Below are 17,418 nucleotides of genomic sequence, written 5' to 3' on the forward strand. Positions count from 1 at the left end.
CATCGGCACGACCCTGCCGACGTGACGTCGTCCCCCTTTCCCTTCCGCAAAGTCAATGATAGCTCGACCGCCGCGCCAGCCACTCATGGCGCACTGCAAAGATTGTTGAGATTTTCCATGTCGACCAAAACACCGAAGAAGGTGGCTGATACGGCCACCCAGCAAGGCGTGTTGAAACGCGGCCAACTGACCCTGATCGGCATTGCCGGGGCGGGATCGGACCGCCGTGTGCTGTTTCGCACCTCTACCGGGCATATCGTCACCGCCGAACCCGGAAAGCCCAGTCGCGTGGGCACAATTGTCGGCATCGCCGACGACCGCGTTGTTTTGCGCCGCAGCGGGCGCGATGTCACGCTGACCTTGCCGAACTGACTTCCCGAAGGGCGGAACGGAAGCTAGAACGCGGTCATGACCAGCCCGATCCGCTTCCGCCCGCATCACTTCCTCTGTGCCCTTGGGTTTCGGGGAGAAGGTTACTCCGATGCCTTCACCCGCAACATGGCCGAGGTGGTGAACAGGCGACTGCGCGGCGAAAACGGCGACGAGGAAACGATCACCGTCACGATCCACGCCGACACGCTTTGCGGCCCCTGCCCCGAACGACGCGGCCAGAGCTGTGTCAAGGCCGACAAGATCGCGCGTCTGGACAAGGCCCATGCCCATGCGCTGGGGCTTGGCGATGGCGACAGGCTGACCTGGGGCGACGCCAAGGCACGGATCGCCGAGGCCGTCGCGCCGGAGGACCTCGATCAGCTGTGTCAGGGCTGCCAATGGCTGTCGTTGGGCTATTGCAAGGCGGCCATTGCCGGGTTGCGGCAATCGACCCCTTGACCTTGGCCCCGTCTGGCCGCATGTCACCCCCATGAACGATAAAATCGCACTTGTTACCGGAGCCTCTCGCGGGCTGGGCGCGGCCTTCGCCGAGGCACTGACGCCAGAATTCCACGTCGTCGCCGTGGCGCGCACCACCGGCGCGCTGGAAGAGCTGGATGACCGTATTCAGGCCAAGGGCGGCAGCGCGACGCTGGCGCCGATGGATGTCACCAATGTCGACGCGATGGCCCAGCTGTGCCGGTCGATCCACGACCGCTGGGGCAAGATCGACCTGTGGGTCCATGCCGCGATCCATGCCGCGCCGCTGACGCCCGCGGGCCATATCGACCCCAAGGACTGGGACAAGTCGGTCGCCGCCAATGTCACCGCGACGGGCAAGCTGATCCCGTTTCTTGCGCCCCTTCTGGGCGACACCGGCCAGGCGGTGTTCTTTGACGATCCGCGCGGCGGGGCCAAGTTCTTTGGCTCTTACGGCGCGACCAAGGCGGCGCAGATCGCGCTGGCCCGCAGCTGGCAGGCTGAGACCGAACGCACCGGCCCGCGCGTCTCGATCCTTGCCCCGCGCGAGATGCCGACCGGCACCCGCGCCCGGTTCTTCCCCGGTCAGAACAAGGATACGCTGGCAAGTCCGCGTGACGAGGCCGCGCGCCTGATGGCAGAACTGTCGCTCTGACGCGGCAGTTCGACATCGCGGACCCAGCACCGCTTGCCCAGCCCGCAAAGCTTCACTAGACAAGGTGAAAAGGGGCAACCGGGGCAAAGAAACATGCGCATTCTCATCACCAATGACGATGGTATCAACGCACCCGGCCTGAAGGTGCTGGACGCGATCGCCAACGATCTTGCCGGGCCGGGCGGAGAGGTCTGGACCGTCGCGCCCGCCTTTGAACAATCGGGCGTCGCCCATTGCATCAGCTACACCCACCCGACCATGATCGCCCAGATGGGCGAGCGCCGCTTTGCCGCCGAGGGCAGCCCGGCGGATTGCGTGCTGGCGGGCATCCATGACGTGATGAAGGACAACCCGCCCGACCTGATCCTGTCAGGGGTGAACCGGGGCAACAACTCGGCCGAGAACGCGCTCTATTCCGGCACGCTTGGGGGCGCGCTGGAAGGCGCGTTGCAGGGCATCCCGTCGATGGCGCTGTCGCAATACCTGGGGCCGGAAAACTGGCAGATCGACGACCCGTTCGAAGCCGCCGCCGTTCACGGCGCGGCGCTGGTGCGGCGCATTCTTGACGCGGCCCCGGAAGAAAATGGCGATTACCGGCTGTTTTACAACATCAATTTCCCGCCGGTTCCGGCCGATGCGGTCAAAGGCACACGCGTTGCGCCGCAAGGCTGCCGACAGGGGACGAACTTCTCGGTTGAACCGCATGACTCGCCCTCGGGCCGCCGGTTCCTGTGGGCCCGTGGCGGCGATCAGCGGGCAATGGCGGCTGCGGGATCGGACGCGGCGGTGAATCTGGACGGCTATATCTCGGTCACGCCGATGCGCGCCGACCTGACGGCGCATGACGCCATGTCCGCACTGAAAGCCATCGAATGACACGCTGGGACGCCGAACAGAAAATGCAGTTCCTGTTCGCGCTGCGCTCGAACGGGGTGACGGATCAGGCCGTACTGTCGGCGATGGAAAAGATCGACCGCGCGCCTTTCGTGAAGGGGCTGTTCGCCGAACGCGCCTATGAGGACACGCCCCTGCCGATCGCCTGCGGGCAGACCATCTCTCAGCCCTCGGTGGTCGGTCTGATGACCCAGGCGCTGGAAATCAGCCCCCGCGACAAGGTGTTGGAGGTCGGCACCGGCTCGGGCTATCAGGCGGCGATCCTCAGTCAGCTGGCGCGACGGGTCTATACCACCGACCGCCACCGCCGCCTTGTGCGCGAAGCCCGCGAGATATTCGAGGCGATGGACCTCGCCAATATCACCGCGATCACCTCCGACGGCAGCTTTGGCCTGCCCGATCAGGCCCCCTTTGACCGCATCCTTGTCACCGCCGCTGCCGAGGACCCGCCCGGGCCCCTCTTGGAACAACTGAAGATCGGCGGTATCATGGTGGTGCCGGTTGGCCAGAGTGACGCGGTTCAAAGCCTGATCCGCGTGCGCAGGCTTGAAAACGGGTTCGACTATGACGAACTCAGACCGGTGCGCTTCGTCCCGCTGATCGAGGGGCTGGCGCGCGACCACTAAGATCAACCGGGCACCGGGGCAAAGAATGATCCCGGACCCGCGACACGACCGGGGCGCACCCCGGAAACGAGAGGCAAGAGGCACCCCCGAGGGACAAGCGGGGCGCAGTGAGGACATCGAGATGACCCGGACTTCTAGTAAGAGTTTCAAGGCGTTGCTGTGTGGCAGCGCGTTGGTGGCCTTGGCCGCATGTAACGGCCCGCTGGACTATGACCTGCGCGACACGCTGGGCGGCGGGCTTGATACCAGCGCGGCGGCTGGCCAGGCAACGGCACCGCGGCCCAACCCCGACAAACGGGGCATCATCTCTTATCCCAACTACCAGGTCGCCGTTGCGCGCCGTGGCGACACTGTCGCCGATGTCGCCGGGCGGATCGGTCAGGATGCCAACGCGCTTGCCAGGTACAACGGGATGACCCCCGAGACCCAGCTGCGCCAGGGCGAGATCGTGGCCCTGCCCAGCCGCGTCGCCGAACCTTCGGCCGCGACCGGCGGAACCGGCGTAATTCTGCCACCTTCGGGCGTTGATATCGAAAGCATCGCAGGCTCGGCCATCGACCGCGCCGAACCCGCGGGCGTGACCACAACGCCACTGGTCGAAGCGCCGAAACCGCAGCCGGGCGCACAGACCGGGATCGAGCCGCTGCGCCACAAGGTTCAACGTGGTGAAACTGCCTTTACCATCTCGCGTCTCTACAACGTCTCGGTCCGCTCGTTGGCCGAGTGGAACGGGCTTGGTTCGGACTTCACGATCCGTGAGGGTCAGATTCTTCTTATCCCGCCGGTTGACCCGAGCGCTGCCAAATCCGGGGCAGGCGCCGCAGCCGCCGGCGCCGCGGCGACCAGCGCGCCGGGTGCCGGGTCGGTCACGCCGACCCCGCCCAGCGCCACGAAACCCCTGCCAAACCAGACCACCAAGGCAGTCGAGAAACCCGCCTCACCCGACCTTGGATCGTCGCAGAGCAGCAGCAGCGCGCGCATGGGCTACCCGGCCAACGGCAAGATCATCCGCACCTACCAGAAGGGCAAGAACAACGGCATCGACATCTCGGCCGCCGCAGGCAGCCCGGTCATGGCCGCCGATGACGGCAAGGTCGCGGCAATCACCAAGGATGCTGACAATGTCACCATCGTTGTGCTGCGCCACGACGACAACCTGATGACCGTCTATTACAACGTGGACGCGGTGAAAGTGTCCAAGGGCGATTCAGTCCGGCGCGGCCAGACCATGGCAGCGATCCCGAAAGGGGATTCCTTCGTGCATTTCGAGGTCCGCAAGGGCTTCGACAGTGTCGATCCGATGCCCTATCTGAAATGAGTTGACGGGCAACCGGAACAGGCGCGGCGGTCAGCCGATGACGACGCCGCGCCGCCCTGCCAGATCGGTGAAATACTGCCACGCCACGCGCCCCGACCGCGATCCGCGCGTCGCCTGCCATTCGATCGCCTCGGCCCAGAGCGTTTCTTCGTCAATCTCGACGCCATAGGCGCGGCAATAGCCCCGGATCATGTCGAGGTATTCGTCCTGCGAACAGGGGTGGAACCCCAGCCACAGACCAAACCGGTCCGAAAGCGAAACCTTTTCCTCGACCGCCTCGGACGGGTTGATCGCGGATGAGCGTTCGTTCTCGATCATGTCACGCGGCATCAGGTGGCGGCGGTTCGAGGTGGCATAGAACACCACGTTGTCGGGCCGCCCCTCAATCCCGCCATCCAGCACCGCTTTCAGCGACTTGTAGTGCTGATCGTCATGGCTGAACGACAGGTCATCGCAGAACAGCAGGAAGCGTTCCGCGCGACCGCGCAGCAGGTTCAGCAGGCGCGCGACACTGGGCAGGTCCTCGCGCTGCAATTCGATGATCTTCAGCGGCAGGCCCCGCGACAGCACCTCGGCATGGACTGCTTTCACCAGCGACGATTTCCCCATCCCGCGCGCGCCCCAGAGAAGGGCGTTGTTGGCGGGCAACCCACGGGCAAATTGCAGCGTGTTTTCCAGCAACGTATCGCGCGACCGGTTGACCCCGATCAGAAGCGACAGGTCGATGCGGTTCACGCGCGCCACCGGCTCAAGGCGATCCGGGTCCACATGCCAGACAAAGGCGTCCGCCGCCGCGAAATCGGGCGCGGCCAAGGGTGCGGGCGCGATCCGTTCCAGCGCTTCGGCAATGCGGGTCAATGCGTCGTCGGTCATGCTATCTCTCCCTTGGGTCGCGGGAGTAAAAGCATCTTTGGCGCAGAACGACAAGGGCCGGAACCCCGGCGAGTTGACCAAAGCAAAAGGGCGCAGCCAATGCCGCGCCCCAGTGTGAAAAACCAGCGGGATCAGGCCGTCTTGTCGGCCCCGTCCTCGTCTGCCTCATCTGCCTCGTCGAACTCTTCCTCATCGTCATAGTATCCATCGGCGCGCAACTGCGCCTCGCGCTTGGCCTCAACCCGGCGCACGAGGAAGATCGACACCTCGTAAAGCCCATAGACCACGACGAACAGGATGACCTGAGTGATGACGTCGGGCGGCGTGACCAGCGCGGCCAGAACAAGGATGGCGACCACGGCATATTTGCGCACCGCGCCCAGACCTTCGGCGCTGACCAGCCCGGCCTTGCCCATCAGGGTCAAGAGCACGGGAAGCTGGAAACACAGGCCAAAGGCGACAATGAACTTGATCGTCAGGTTCAGATATTCCTGCGCCGAGCCCTGGAACACCACCGACAGGCCCTGGCTGACCTCTTCGCCAACGACGGCCTCGCCCCCTGCCCCGAACTGCTGGAAGCCAAGGAAGAAGTCATAGGCCAGCGGCGTCACGACATAGAAGGCAAAGCTGGCGCCCAGCGCGAACATGAAGGGTGACGCGATCAGGAACGGCAGGAACGCGCCCTTCTCGGACTTGTAAAGCCCCGGCGCCACGAAGCGCCACATTTGGTTGCCGATATAGGGAAAGGCCAGGATGAACCCGCCCAGGAACGAGATCTTGATGGCGACGAAGAACCCCTCTTGCGGGCTGATGAAGATCAGCGCGCAGTCCTGCCCGCCTTGCTCCAGCACCTGGCACAGGGGCGCGGTCAGGAAGTTGAAGATCGGCGTCGCCACGGTGAAACAGATCACCATGCCGATGATAAAGGCAACAACCGAGTGGATCAGCCGCGTGCGCAGCTCGGCCAGATGCTCGATCAGCGGGGCCGAGGTGTCTTCGATCTCGTCCGTCTTGCTCATGCCTTGTCCTCAGAGGGTTTGGCGGGTTTCTTCGCGGGCGCCTTCTTTGCAGCCGTTTTGGCCGGGGCTTTCTTGGCCGCGGGCTTCTTGGCCGCGGGCTTCTTGGCGGGCGCCTTTTTCGCAGCGGTCTTCTTGGGCGCGGGTTTCGGGGCGGGTTCAGCGCCCTTGGCCGGTTCTGCGGCGGGTTTGGCCTCGGCGCTGGCGGCTTTCTTGGCCTCGCGCTTGCGTGACGCATCCGTCTTGGCCGCCTCAACCGCGGCCTTGGCCTCGGCATCCAGACGCTCCTGCGCCTTTTTCGCCGTAGCCTCGCGGATCTTGCGCGCGGCATCTGCCCGTTCCTTGGACAGTTTCCCGGTCTCGCTGTCGGGATCGAGGTCCAGCTTGGTGGTTTCCTTCAACGCATCAAGGCTGGACTTCACCGGGTTCGAGATCGAATTCAGCCCGTCGGTGGCGCTTTTGAAGCTTTGCTGGACATCCTTCATCCCGGCCTGATCCGCCGCCTCGTTCATCGCTGACGAAAACTCGCGCGCCATGCCCTTGGCCTTGCCGACGAAACGGCCGACCTGCCGGAACATGATCGGCAGGTCCTTCGGCCCCACCACGATCAGCGCCACGACGCCGATCACCAGAAGTTCGGTCCACCCGAGGTCAAACATCGCGCGTCAGCCCGCTCAGACCTTGTCTTTCTCGTCTGCCGGGGTGACGTCCTTGGCAACGTCCGCGGCATCGGATTCCAGCTCGTCCTGGCCTTCCTTGATGCCTTTCTTGAACGACGTGATGCCTTTGCCAACCTCGCCCATCAGGGACGAGATCTTGCCGCGTCCGAACAGGACCAGAACCACGACGGCGATCAGAAGAAGGCCGGGAAGGCCGATATTGTTAAGCATTGCTTTTCTCCCATGCATCGGGGCCGCATCGGGCCCCGGTCAAATCCGATGTCTTTCCTACTCCCTCAATCGCTCATGGAAAAGCGGCAAAGCACCGCGCCCGGCGCGTTTCACCCGGTTTTGCACGGGTTTTTTCGGTCCATTTTGTCAGCAGGTTGTCAGTTGACAGGTTTTTGTCAGTATAGGGGTTCAAACAGGAGAGAATCACCCGTGAAACGAAGCGACCGGCTTTATGCGCTGATCGAGGTTCTGAAGGACGGCAAACTGCACCGGGCCGAGGACATGGCGGCCCGGCTGGGCGTCTCGATCCGCACCATTTATCGCGATATGGACACGCTCGCCGCCAGCGGCATCCCGATCGAGGGCGAGCGCGGGCGCGGATACTCGGCTTTGGCCGCGATCACCCTGCCGCCCCTGAACTTGACCGAAACCGAGCTTGAGGCGCTGCATCTGGGTCTGGCGGCGGTCGGGCAGGCGCAGGATGATGCGTTGAAATCAGCCGCCCGCAGCCTGTCGGCCAAGATCGACGCGGTCCTGCCCGAGGATCGACACGGCGCGCCGAAAAGCTTTGGTTTCGCGGTCTATCCCTTTGCCGATGCCGCCAATGCGTTCCGGCACCTCACCACCCTGCGCGGCGCGATCCGCAACCGGCAAAAGCTGCGCCTTTGGCTGCAAGGCGGAGACGAAGTGACCGTCCGGCCGCTCAAGCTTGATTACTGGGGACGGGTCTGGACCTGCCTTGTCTGGAGCGAGACCTCAGAGGATTTCGTCAGCCTGCGGGTCGATCAGATCGAAAACACCGCGCCGCTGCCCGGTCTGTTTGTCGATGAACCCGGAAAACGGCTGGAAGACTTCGAATCCCGCGCCAACACCTAGAATTTTCAGGAAGCTTCCCAATTCTGCAAAATGGTCTAGGCAGTTTTGTCCTTGGCTGGGAACACGAAACAGCGGTCCCGACGGATGGTGACCCAGAACGGCGTGCCCTCTTTGGGCAAAAACACATTGGGCACGGTGGATTTCAGGACCGTGCCGTCATGTTCCATTTCCAACTCGACAAGGCTTTCGGTGCCCATGAACCGTGCCCGCCGCACCGTTCCGCGCGCCGCGCTGCCGTGGCTGATCGAGGGCGACGGCTGAAGCCCGCCCCGGTCGAAATCCAGATGCAAATGCTGCGGCCGGATCACGATCTCGACGTCCGCGCCATCGGCCACCCCCGGTGTCAGGAACTGCCCGAACGGAGTTTCGGTCAGCGCGCCGTGGCTGGTGCCGCAGATGATGTTGATATCCGAAAAGAACCCCATCGCCTCGCGGTCGACGGGGGCGTTGTAGATGTTATAGGGCGCGCCCTGCTGGACGATCTTGCCATTGCGCATAAGTGCGATCTCGTCCGCCATGCGCAGCGCCTCTTCCGGCTCATGCGTGACCAGCATGACGGCGGTGTCCTCTTCCTTCAGAAGCGCCAGCGTCTGATCGCGAATTTCATCGCGCAGCCGGTTGTCGAGACCCGAGAAAGGTTCATCCATCAACATGATACGCGGGCGCGGCGCAAGGGCGCGGGCCAGCGCGACGCGCTGCTGTTCGCCCCCTGACAGCACATAGGGAAAATCGTCGATGGCCCAGAGCAGCCCGACCTTCTCCAACAGTTCCTCAACCCGGGCGCGCTTGGTGACCTTGTCCGCCCCGGTCAGGCCAAAGGCAACGTTGTCGGCGACGCTGAGATGCGGAAACAGCGCAAAATCCTGGAACATCAGCCCGATCTGGCGGCGTTCGGGAGGGATGCGGAAGACCGTGTCGCAGATCAATTTGCCATCGACATAAATCTCGCCGGAATCCTGCATATCGACCCCGGCGATCATGCGCAGCGTCGTCGACTTGCCACAGCCAGAGGGCCCCAGAAGGCAGGTCACCTGCCCCGGCATGATCGTCAGCGACACGTCATCGACAACCATGCGGTTCCCGAACCGGCGCTTCAGGTTGCGAATCTCAAGACGGGGCGGGATGTCCTGCACGGGGGTCGGCCTCTTGACGTTTCCGATGAAAAACATCGGGTTTTGCCGACCCTTACCAGCCGCCCCCGGAACGGGCAACCCTCAGCCCTGCCCCGCGTCGATCAGGTCAGTCGATCAGGTCGAATGTCTGCTCTGCCACGTCACGTCCGTTGACCTGCACCGTCAGCACATGCGGGCCGGGGTACAAGGTGAAGGTCGAGGCATTGCCTTTCAGCGGGTGGCGCTTGGTCAGGGTCAGCGGCGCGCCGGGTCCGACCTGCCCCTGTTTCAGCTTGAACACCTTTTCCGATGGCCGTCCCGACGGGCGGTGAAACCGCAGCCGGTAGTCCACCAGAACCGGCGCCTTTTCTGTCGATGTCAATGTCATCGAAAACGACAGCGCATCGCCAATGCGCGGCTGCCCGTCGATACGCAGCCCCTCGACCGAGACCGGCGCATCCGTCCGGTATCCCAGCAGCGACAAGGCCGCACTGTCCCCCTGTTTCACCAGCGTGCGCAGGCTGTGCCGGGTGATCCAGTCCAATTCCTTTTGCTCCTGCCGCGCCGCGCCCTGCCAGTCGGTCAATCGCGACGTCACCACATCCGGTGCGATCTTGGCGATATCGTTCATGTGATTGGCCACGGACCGGGTGACATAGCGCGTCGGGTCGGCGTGCAGCCGGTCGAGGAACCGCAATGGCACCAGTGGATCAAGGTCGATGTTCCTGGCCCATGGCAGTTTCGGCCGCGTGCCTTCGCTGACCAGCCGCCGGACATGGTAATTCTCATCCCCCGCCCATTGGTCAAGCCGCGCCAGCGTCTGCTCCGGCCAGCGGTTCAGGAAGGGGCGGATATAGAACTCCATCGAAAAGCGTTTCGTGGCGGCGTGGATCAGGTCCAGCGCACGGTCGCGGTGGTGTTCAAGCCCGTGGCGCACGGCAAGGATGCCGGGGACAGCGTGGATGAAGCGCCCAAAATCGTCATCGCGCTTCTCGGGGTTCAGTATCGGCGGCATCGCCGCGTCAAGCTGATCCGCCATCACGTTGAAATCAGGCGATAATTGCGCCTCGATACAATCCGCGATCCAGTCGAGCCGCTCCAGCAACCCACGCGGTTCCAGCCCCGGCAGGACCGTGGCAAGGAAGGCATCGGCGTCAAACCCCGGCACCCCCGCGGCATATTCTGCCGCAAGGACGCCAAGGCTCTGGTCATTGAACAATTCGTCCTTCAGCGAAAAGCCCGTACCGTTGGTGTTGCGCGCCATATGCCGCTTACATCGTCGTGTTCACGGCGCCGCCATCCAGAAGGATGTTCTGCCCGACCATAAAACCCGCATACTGGCTGCACATGAAGGCGCAGGTCTGGCCGAACTCTTGCCGGGTGCCATAGCGCCGCGCCGGGATCGTCTGTTCGCGCTGCGCCTTGGCCTCGTCAAGCGAGATACCACCCGCCGCCGCCGCGCCCTTGTCCAGCGCATCGGCGCGGTCGGTGGCATGGATGCCCGGTTGCAGGTTGTTGATGGTGACGCCATGCGGAGCGACCTGCCTTGAGGTGCCCGCGACATAGCCCGTCAGCCCCGCGCGGGCCGAGTTCGACAGGCCCAGAACCGGGATCGGCGACTTGACCGACACGGATGTAATATTGACCACCCGGCCCCAGCCCCTGTCCATCATGCCCGGCAGCAGCGCTTTCATCAGCGCAATCGGCGCCAGCATATTGGCGTCCAAGGCCTTGATGAAATCCTCGCGGTCCCAGTCGGTCCACATGCCCGGAGGCGGGCCGCCCGCGTTGGTGACAAGGATGTCGACGCCCTGTGCCGCGTCCAGAACCGCCTTTTGTCCGTCCGGCGTTGCGACATCCGCCGCCACGGTCACCACGTCGACGCCGAAACTGTCGCGGATATCCTGTGCCGACGCCTCAAGCGCTTCGGCCCCGCGCGCGTTCATCACCAGATCGACGCCGGCCTCGGCCAATGCCTCGGCGCAGCCCAGCCCCAACCCCTTTGACGAAGCGCATACCAGCGCGCGTTTTCCCTTGATGCCCAGATCCATTGTGTTTTCCCTGTTCCATAAGCCACTCAAGATTCCCAAACAGGACTCAAGCCAGTAAAATGCCGATCAGCCGACCCCGTGATGCCACATTCGCGCGTCAAGAAGGGCGCGCCCCATAAAGCCAAGGACCTACCCCAAGATGCAAGACGCTCCGCATCAACCGTCGCTGCCGACACAAAGTTTGCCCGTGTACCATGCGGAAGATTTCCGCGTCGTCAATGGGGCCAACCTTGGCGATGGCCTGTCCTTTGCCGCCGAACTGGTGCCGGATGACGTCTATGAGCTGGCACATTCGGCCCGGGTGGAGCGGCTTGTCGCCAGCGTCGGCGAGGGAGGCGCCCTCTCGGTAGCACCCAAGTCACGGATCGGTACGCCCGGTGCGGTGCTGCATGCCGACTGCGTCGTGACGCTGATGCCACCGAACGGCACCACGATCGAGATCCTCGTACTGGTCGAGGTCGACGGCGACGGCCATGTCGCCCAGATCTTTGCCGTGCCTCTGGCCCCGCTCAGCGCCAAGACGCCCTATTCGCTTGTCGGTGTGTCCACCAAGGACGCCCGCCGCAAACTGGCGATGCTGGCCTGTGTCAGCTTCACACGCGGTACACGCATCACCTCGGCCACCGGAGAACAGATCCCGGTTGAAGAATTGCAGGTCGGCGACCGTGTCCTGACCCGCGATGACGGCCCGCAGGAAATCCGCTGGATCGGTCACAACACCGTCCGCGCCTATGGAGAGTTCGCGCCGATTGTCATCACCAAGGATACGCTGAACAACGCCCATGACCTGATCGTCAGCCCCGACCACCGCCTGTTCATCTACCAGCGCCACGACAAGATCGGCGCGGGCCGCGCCGAGCTTCTGGTCAAGGCGCGCCATCTTGTGAACGGCGACACGGTGCATGTGCAGGAAGGCGGGTTCGTCGAGTATTATCAGCTCTTGTTCGACCGACATCAGATCATCTTTGCCGAAGGTATTTCGGCCGAAACCATGATGGTTGACACCCGCACCCGTCCCGTCCTGCCCGGTGACCTAGAGGACCAGGTCGCCCCATCGGAACGGTCGGGCCTGTCGTCAAGCGCCCGCGCGCTGGATGTGCATGAGGACCTGTTGAAACATCCCGACATCGCCGCCCTTCTGCGGCGTGCCTCCTCGCGCTGATCCTCTTGCTCTGATCCCGCGCCACGGATATACGCCCGGCCATGTTGGACACGAGCACAAACCGCCCCGCCCTGCCGCCTGAAATCGCGCGCCGCCGGACTTTTGCGATCATTTCGCACCCGGACGCGGGGAAGACCACGCTGACCGAGAAATTCCTTCTGTTTGGCGGCGCCATCCAGATGGCTGGACAGGTGCGCGCCAAAGGCGAGGCCCGGCGCACGCGCTCGGACTTCATGCAGATGGAAAAGGACCGGGGCATTTCGGTCTCGGCCTCGGCCATGTCCTTTGATTTCGGCGAGTTTCGCTTCAACCTTGTCGACACGCCCGGCCACAGCGATTTTTCCGAAGACACCTATCGCACGCTGACCGCGGTGGACGCCGCCGTCATGGTGATCGACGGCGCGAAAGGCGTGGAAAGTCAGACCCAGAAACTGTTCGAGGTCTGCCGCCTGCGCGATCTGCCGATCCTGACCTTCTGTAACAAGATGGACCGCGAAAGCCGCGACACGTTCGACATCATCGACGAGATCCAGGAAAACCTTGCCATCGACGTGACGCCCGCAAGCTGGCCCATCGGCATGGGCCGCGAATTCCTGGGCTGTTATGACCTCTTGCGCGACCGGCTGGAACTGATGGACCGCGCCGACCGCAACGTGGTCGCCGAGACCATCGCCATCGACGGTCTGGACGATCCGAAACTGGCCGAACACGTGCCCGCACATCTGTTGGAGAAACTGGTCGAAGAGGTCGAGATGGCGCGCGAACTTTTGCCCGCTCTTGACCCGCAATCGGTGCTTGAGGGGCATATGACCCCGATCTGGTTCGGCTCTGCGATCAACTCGTTCGGGGTCAAGGAACTGATGAACGGAATCGGCAAATTCGGCCCCGAGCCGCAACCACAAAGCGCCGAACCGCGACAGATTTCTCCCGACGAAACAAAGGTTTCCGGCTTTGTCTTCAAGGTTCAGGCGAACATGGACCCCAAGCACCGCGACCGGGTCGCCTTTGTCCGCCTGGCCTCGGGCCATTTCAAGCGCGGGATGAAGCTGACCCATGTGCGCTCGAAAAAGCCAATGGCGATCTCGAACCCGGTTCTGTTCCTTGCCTCGGACCGCGAACTGGCCGAAGAAGGCTGGGCCGGCGACATCATCGGCATCCCGAACCACGGACAGCTGCGCATCGGCGACACGCTGACAGAAGGCGAGGCGCTGCGCGTCACCGGCATTCCGTCCTTCGCGCCGGAACTGTTGCAGGGCGTGCGCGCCGGGGACCCGCTCAAGGCCAAGCACCTCGAAAAGGCGCTGATGCAATTTGCCGAGGAAGGGGCCGCCAAGGTCTTCAAGCCGATGATCGGCTCGGGCTTTATCGTCGGCGTCGTCGGCGCGCTGCAATTCGAGGTTCTGGCCAGCCGGATCGAAATGGAATACGGCCTGCCGGTGCGGTTCGAACAATCCCAGTTCACCTCGGCCCGCTGGGTGAACGGCGACCGTCAAGCCGTTGAAAAATTTTCCCAATCCAACAAGCAGCACATCAGCTATGACCACGATGGCGACGTCGTTTACCTGACCCGTCTGCAGTGGGATATCGACCGGGTCGAGCGCGATTACCCGGACATCAAGCTGACCGCGACCAAGGAAATGATGGTCTGAGCCTCAACCGGCAATTGCACCGCGAAAACACCCGTGCAATTGTCACCGCATGAGTGCGCAAGACGAAACCTATCCCGGCGGATTTAATGCCCTTTGGGACCGCTATAACTCTCGCCGGGAAGGGTTTGAATTCTATAGGGAATCGCTTCCCGACCTCGACACGCCGCTGGAACCGCTGACGCGGCGCATTGTGCCCGAGGCGGCGACCGCGCGGCGCGAGGGCGAGCCGAAGAAAATGGCCTCGTGGACGCGCAAGCGGCGCGAGATCGCCAAGGAGTTCGTCGGCAATTCCGAACTCGCCTATCTGAACGCGATGCTGATCGCCAACCTACGGCGCGAGACCTTCCCCGTCGATGCCCCCGCCCTTTTCGTGCGCCTCTGGGCCGAGCAGTCGCCGCACCTGATCGAGGCGCTTGATCTTCGCTGGAAAGTGTCGTCGATCATGACATTTGCCGACCACGGCGCGACCGATATTCAGCGGCAGGTCGGTCAGGCCCTGCGGATGCTGTTCGGCCTGATGAAGCTTTATGAATGGGAACGCATGCGCAGCGGCAAGACCGCCGACCAGCAATGGCCCTATGACACCCGCCAAACGGCCCCGCTGCCGCTGGAGATGGAGCAGTATTCGCTGAAATCGGGTGGTTTGGATGTCAACCTGCTGGCCCCGGTCTGGCAATTGGCGAAACAGGACGTGATCATCGCGCCGCTGACCGATCACCTGCTGGACAGCCTGAACCGGGAACCGGGGGGTCTGTTCCGGCGACTGAAACTGATGCGCGAGGACCGCGCCCGTGACAAGGGTGAGGCGTGATGCGCTGGGGCGTGGTGTCGACAATCAAGGCCGATGTCGAAGATATCCTACGCTTCGCCGCCTATCACCTCGACCTTGGGGCCGCGCATATCCGCATCTATCTGGATGAGCGCAATGATGATGCTCAGGCTGCGCTGTCGGCCCATCCGCGCGTCTCGGTCATCCGCACCGATCAGGCCTATTGGCAGGGGTTGCGCGGCAAGCGCCCGGCCAAGCACCAGGTTCGCCAGGGTGCCAACATGGGTCATGCCTATGCCTCGCTTCAGGGGCTCGACTGGCTGTGTCACATCGACGTGGACGAGTTTCTGGCCCCGGAAACCACGGTGGACGACGCGCTGTCCGCCCTGCCCGGTGACCGCTGGGTCGCCCGTATGCGCCCGGCCGAGGCGCTGGCCCCCGACCCCGCTGCGCCCCCTGCCCCCGGCGAGACCCTGTTCAAGGGCTATGTCCCCCCGAATGGCAAGCGGCTGGACACCGTGCAGGCGCTTTACCCGACTTTCGGAACCTACGTGAAAGGCGGGTTTCTCAGCCATGTTGCCGGCAAATACTTCGTGCGCACCGGGCTGACCGACTGCACCTTCCGTATCCACAATGTCTTTCAGGGTGACACCGAAAACCCCAATCAATGCGAATTGCCCTCCGTCACCCTGTTGCACATGCACATGACAAGCTGGGACCACTGGCTGCGCCACTACCGCTATCGTCACGACAAGGGGTCCTATCGCGCCGAGCTGAAATCCGCCGTGCCGGAAACGGCCGGAGGGCTGTCACTGCATGATCTTTTTGCGATGCTCGAAACGGAAGAGGGCGAAGCCGGGCTGCGGGCCTTTTTCGACGAGGTCTGTGTCGCCAGCCCCGGATTGATCGCGCGACTCGACTCGCGCGGGCTGCTGGTCCGGCATTCTTTGCACTTGGATGAAAAGCGCGCAAAACAATTTCCCGAAATCCGCTGAATTGGTCGGAAATCGGCAACAATTGGCGGGTGAACACCCCGGTCAATGGTGGAAAACCCTGAATTCATTGACCGAATGGCGGCTTTGGGCTATGCCTCGCCCCGTGGATCAGACATGGCGACAAACGCGGGGTCAACCGGACCCGATCCATACCAGACGCTACGGGCCGCGCGTGTCCGTAAACCACGGATACATATGACAAAGTTCACCGATCTGAACCTTAACCCAAAGGTCCTCAAAGCTGTCAGCGAAGCTGGCTACGAAACTCCTACACCGATTCAGGCAGGCGCGATTCCCCCCGCTCTTGAAGGGCGCGATGTCCTCGGGATTGCCCAGACCGGCACCGGCAAAACCGCCAGCTTCGTGCTACCGATGATCACGCTGCTGTCCCGGGGCCGCGCCCGCGCACGTATGCCGCGCAGCCTTGTTCTGTGCCCAACCCGTGAGCTGGCGGCGCAGGTGGCAGAGAATTTCGATACCTATACCAAGCATCTGAAACTGACCAAGGCGCTGTTGATCGGCGGGGTCAGCTTCAAGGAGCAGGATCAACTGATCGACCGTGGCGTCGACGTTCTGATCGCCACGCCCGGTCGCCTTCTGGACCATTTCGAGCGCGGCAAGCTGTTGCTGACCGGCGTGAAGGTCATGGTGGTGGACGAAGCCGACCGCATGCTGGACATGGGGTTCATCCCCGATATCGAACGCATCTTCTCGCTCACGCCGTTTACCCGCCAGACGCTGTTCTTCTCGGCAACCATGGCGCCCGAGATCGAACGTATCACCAACACCTTCCTGTCTGCGCCTGCGCGGATCGAGGTTGCGCGTCAGGCCACCGCGTCCGAGACCATCGAACAGGGCGTTGTGATGTTCAAAGCCTCGCGGCGTGACCGCGAAGGCAGCGAAAAGCGCAAGGTTCTGCGTGGACTGATCGACGCCGAGGGTGAGAAATGCACCAACGCGATCATCTTCTGCAACCGCAAGACGGATGTGGATATCACCGCGAAATCGCTGAAGAAATACGGCTATAACGCCGCGCCGATCCATGGCGATCTGGACCAGTCGCAGCGCATGAAAACGCTGGATGCCTTCCGCAACAACGAATTGCAGCTCTTGGTGGCGTCGGACGTTGCCGCACGCGGTCTGGATATCCCCTCGGTCAGCCACGTGTTCAATTTCGACGTGCCCGGCCACCCCGAGGACTATGTCCACCGCATCGGCCGGACCGGTCGCGCGGGACGTGAAGGCAAGGCTTATACCATCTGCACCCCGCGCGATGAAAAGGCGTTTGATGCCGTCGAAAAGCTGATCCAGAAGGAAATCACGCGCGTCGAAAGCCCGGTGCCGTCGGCCAAATCTGCTGAGAAATCGACCGCGTCCAAATCGTCTAGCGCGTCGAAATCGTCGTCCAGGTCATCGTCTTCGCGCAGCAAGAAAGACGACACGCGGGACGACAATTCGCAGACCCAAACGCAGACCAAGGCAGACGCCGCCAAGTCCGACACGCGCGACAGCGGCAGCAAGTCGTCCTCGTCGCGCAGCAGCCGGTCGCGGTCCAGCCGCAGCCGCCGCGACGACGACAAGGTCGTCGGCATGGGTGACCACATGCCCAGCTTCATCGCGATGAGCTTTGAAGAACGCCACGCCGAGTAAACGGCGAACGCAGCGGCAAAAAAGAAGGGG

Annotated in this window: 19 protein-coding genes; 12 read left to right on the forward strand and 7 right to left on the reverse strand. The window is 63.1% G+C overall.

Going from position 1 to position 17,418, the window contains the following annotated elements:
* The first annotated feature begins 117 nt into the window (after positions 1–117).
* The 6 genes from JQ863_RS14020 to JQ863_RS14045 all read left to right on the forward strand — a co-directional run bounded on the left by JQ863_RS14020 (position 118) and on the right by JQ863_RS14045 (position 4,345).
* Positions 118–372 (forward strand): pilus assembly protein PilZ, encoded by a 255-nt coding sequence (locus tag JQ863_RS14020; RefSeq protein WP_204114771.1) that lies wholly within the window; start codon positions 118–120, stop codon positions 370–372.
* 36 nt (positions 373–408) lie between these two features.
* Positions 409–831 (forward strand): DUF1284 domain-containing protein, encoded by a 423-nt coding sequence (locus JQ863_RS14025; protein WP_204114772.1) that lies wholly within the window; start codon positions 409–411, stop codon positions 829–831.
* Between the two features lie 31 nt (positions 832–862).
* Positions 863–1,507: an SDR family NAD(P)-dependent oxidoreductase gene (locus tag JQ863_RS14030; RefSeq protein ID WP_204114773.1), complete on the forward strand. Its 645-nt coding sequence runs from the start codon at positions 863–865 to the stop codon at positions 1,505–1,507.
* Positions 1,508–1,600: 93 nt separating this feature from the next.
* Positions 1,601–2,383, forward strand: a complete 783-nt coding sequence (gene surE, locus JQ863_RS14035; RefSeq protein ID WP_204114774.1) for a 5'/3'-nucleotidase SurE — start codon at positions 1,601–1,603, stop codon at positions 2,381–2,383.
* Positions 2,380–3,027 carry a protein-L-isoaspartate(D-aspartate) O-methyltransferase gene (locus JQ863_RS14040; RefSeq protein ID WP_204114775.1) on the forward strand — a complete coding sequence of 216 codons (648 nt, stop codon included), beginning with the start codon at positions 2,380–2,382 and terminating at the stop codon, positions 3,025–3,027. Before surE ends, JQ863_RS14040 begins: the two co-directional genes overlap by 4 nt.
* Positions 3,028–3,148: 121 nt before the next feature.
* Positions 3,149–4,345 carry a peptidoglycan DD-metalloendopeptidase family protein gene (locus tag JQ863_RS14045; protein WP_204114776.1) on the forward strand — a complete coding sequence of 399 codons (1,197 nt, stop codon included), beginning with the start codon at positions 3,149–3,151 and terminating at the stop codon, positions 4,343–4,345.
* A 30-nt stretch (positions 4,346–4,375) separates the two neighbouring features.
* Here JQ863_RS14045 and JQ863_RS14050 read toward each other — a convergent pair whose 3' ends face one another.
* From JQ863_RS14050 to tatA, 4 genes are all read right to left on the reverse strand, one after another.
* Complete coding sequence (locus JQ863_RS14050; protein ID WP_204114777.1) at positions 4,376–5,218, reverse strand: ATP-binding protein; 843 nt, start codon at positions 5,216–5,218, stop codon at positions 4,376–4,378.
* 131 nt (positions 5,219–5,349) lie between these two features.
* On the reverse strand, positions 5,350–6,237 hold the full coding sequence (gene tatC, locus JQ863_RS14055; RefSeq protein ID WP_204114778.1) for a twin-arginine translocase subunit TatC: 888 nt from the start codon (positions 6,235–6,237) through the stop codon (positions 5,350–5,352).
* Positions 6,234–6,893, reverse strand: coding sequence for a Sec-independent protein translocase protein TatB (gene tatB, locus JQ863_RS14060; protein ID WP_204114779.1), 660 nt, complete (start codon positions 6,891–6,893; stop codon positions 6,234–6,236). Before tatB ends, tatC begins: the two co-directional genes overlap by 4 nt.
* 15 nt (positions 6,894–6,908) lie before the next feature.
* Complete coding sequence (gene tatA, locus JQ863_RS14065; protein ID WP_204114780.1) at positions 6,909–7,124, reverse strand: twin-arginine translocase TatA/TatE family subunit; 216 nt, start codon at positions 7,122–7,124, stop codon at positions 6,909–6,911.
* Positions 7,125–7,334: 210 nt separating this feature from the next.
* Between tatA and JQ863_RS14070 the strand changes: the two genes are divergently transcribed.
* Complete coding sequence (locus JQ863_RS14070) at positions 7,335–8,000, forward strand: HTH domain-containing protein (protein WP_204114781.1); 666 nt, start codon at positions 7,335–7,337, stop codon at positions 7,998–8,000.
* Positions 8,001–8,035: 35 nt separating this feature from the next.
* Here the strand turns inward: JQ863_RS14070 and JQ863_RS14075 are convergent, their stop codons facing one another.
* From JQ863_RS14075 to JQ863_RS14085, 3 genes are all read right to left on the reverse strand, one after another.
* On the reverse strand, positions 8,036–9,169 hold the full coding sequence (locus JQ863_RS14075) for an ABC transporter ATP-binding protein (protein ID WP_204114782.1): 1,134 nt from the start codon (positions 9,167–9,169) through the stop codon (positions 8,036–8,038).
* Between the two features lie 70 nt (positions 9,170–9,239).
* On the reverse strand, positions 9,240–10,376 hold the full coding sequence (locus JQ863_RS14080; RefSeq protein ID WP_204114783.1) for a hypothetical protein: 1,137 nt from the start codon (positions 10,374–10,376) through the stop codon (positions 9,240–9,242).
* Between the two features lie 7 nt (positions 10,377–10,383).
* On the reverse strand, positions 10,384–11,163 hold the full coding sequence (locus tag JQ863_RS14085) for an SDR family oxidoreductase (protein ID WP_204114784.1): 780 nt from the start codon (positions 11,161–11,163) through the stop codon (positions 10,384–10,386).
* 139 nt (positions 11,164–11,302) lie between these two features.
* Between JQ863_RS14085 and JQ863_RS14090 the strand changes: the two genes are divergently transcribed.
* From JQ863_RS14090 to JQ863_RS14110, 5 genes are all read left to right on the forward strand, one after another.
* Positions 11,303–12,325, forward strand: coding sequence for a Hint domain-containing protein (locus JQ863_RS14090; protein ID WP_204114785.1), 1,023 nt, complete (start codon positions 11,303–11,305; stop codon positions 12,323–12,325).
* Positions 12,326–12,366: 41 nt separating this feature from the next.
* Positions 12,367–13,974: a peptide chain release factor 3 gene (locus tag JQ863_RS14095; protein WP_204114786.1), complete on the forward strand. Its 1,608-nt coding sequence runs from the start codon at positions 12,367–12,369 to the stop codon at positions 13,972–13,974.
* A 49-nt stretch (positions 13,975–14,023) separates the two neighbouring features.
* Complete coding sequence (locus JQ863_RS14100) at positions 14,024–14,785, forward strand: hypothetical protein (RefSeq protein ID WP_204114787.1); 762 nt, start codon at positions 14,024–14,026, stop codon at positions 14,783–14,785.
* Complete coding sequence (locus tag JQ863_RS14105; protein WP_204114788.1) at positions 14,785–15,738, forward strand: glycosyltransferase family 2 protein; 954 nt, start codon at positions 14,785–14,787, stop codon at positions 15,736–15,738. Before JQ863_RS14100 ends, JQ863_RS14105 begins: the two co-directional genes overlap by 1 nt.
* Positions 15,739–15,933: 195 nt before the next feature.
* Positions 15,934–17,388 (forward strand): DEAD/DEAH box helicase, encoded by a 1,455-nt coding sequence (locus tag JQ863_RS14110; protein WP_204114789.1) that lies wholly within the window; start codon positions 15,934–15,936, stop codon positions 17,386–17,388.
* The last annotated feature ends 30 nt before the right edge of the window (positions 17,389–17,418 follow it).

Origin of the sequence: Shimia biformata, from assembly GCF_016888515.1 — a bacterium.
Classification (GTDB): Bacteria; Pseudomonadota; Alphaproteobacteria; order Rhodobacterales; family Rhodobacteraceae; genus Shimia_A; species Shimia_A biformata.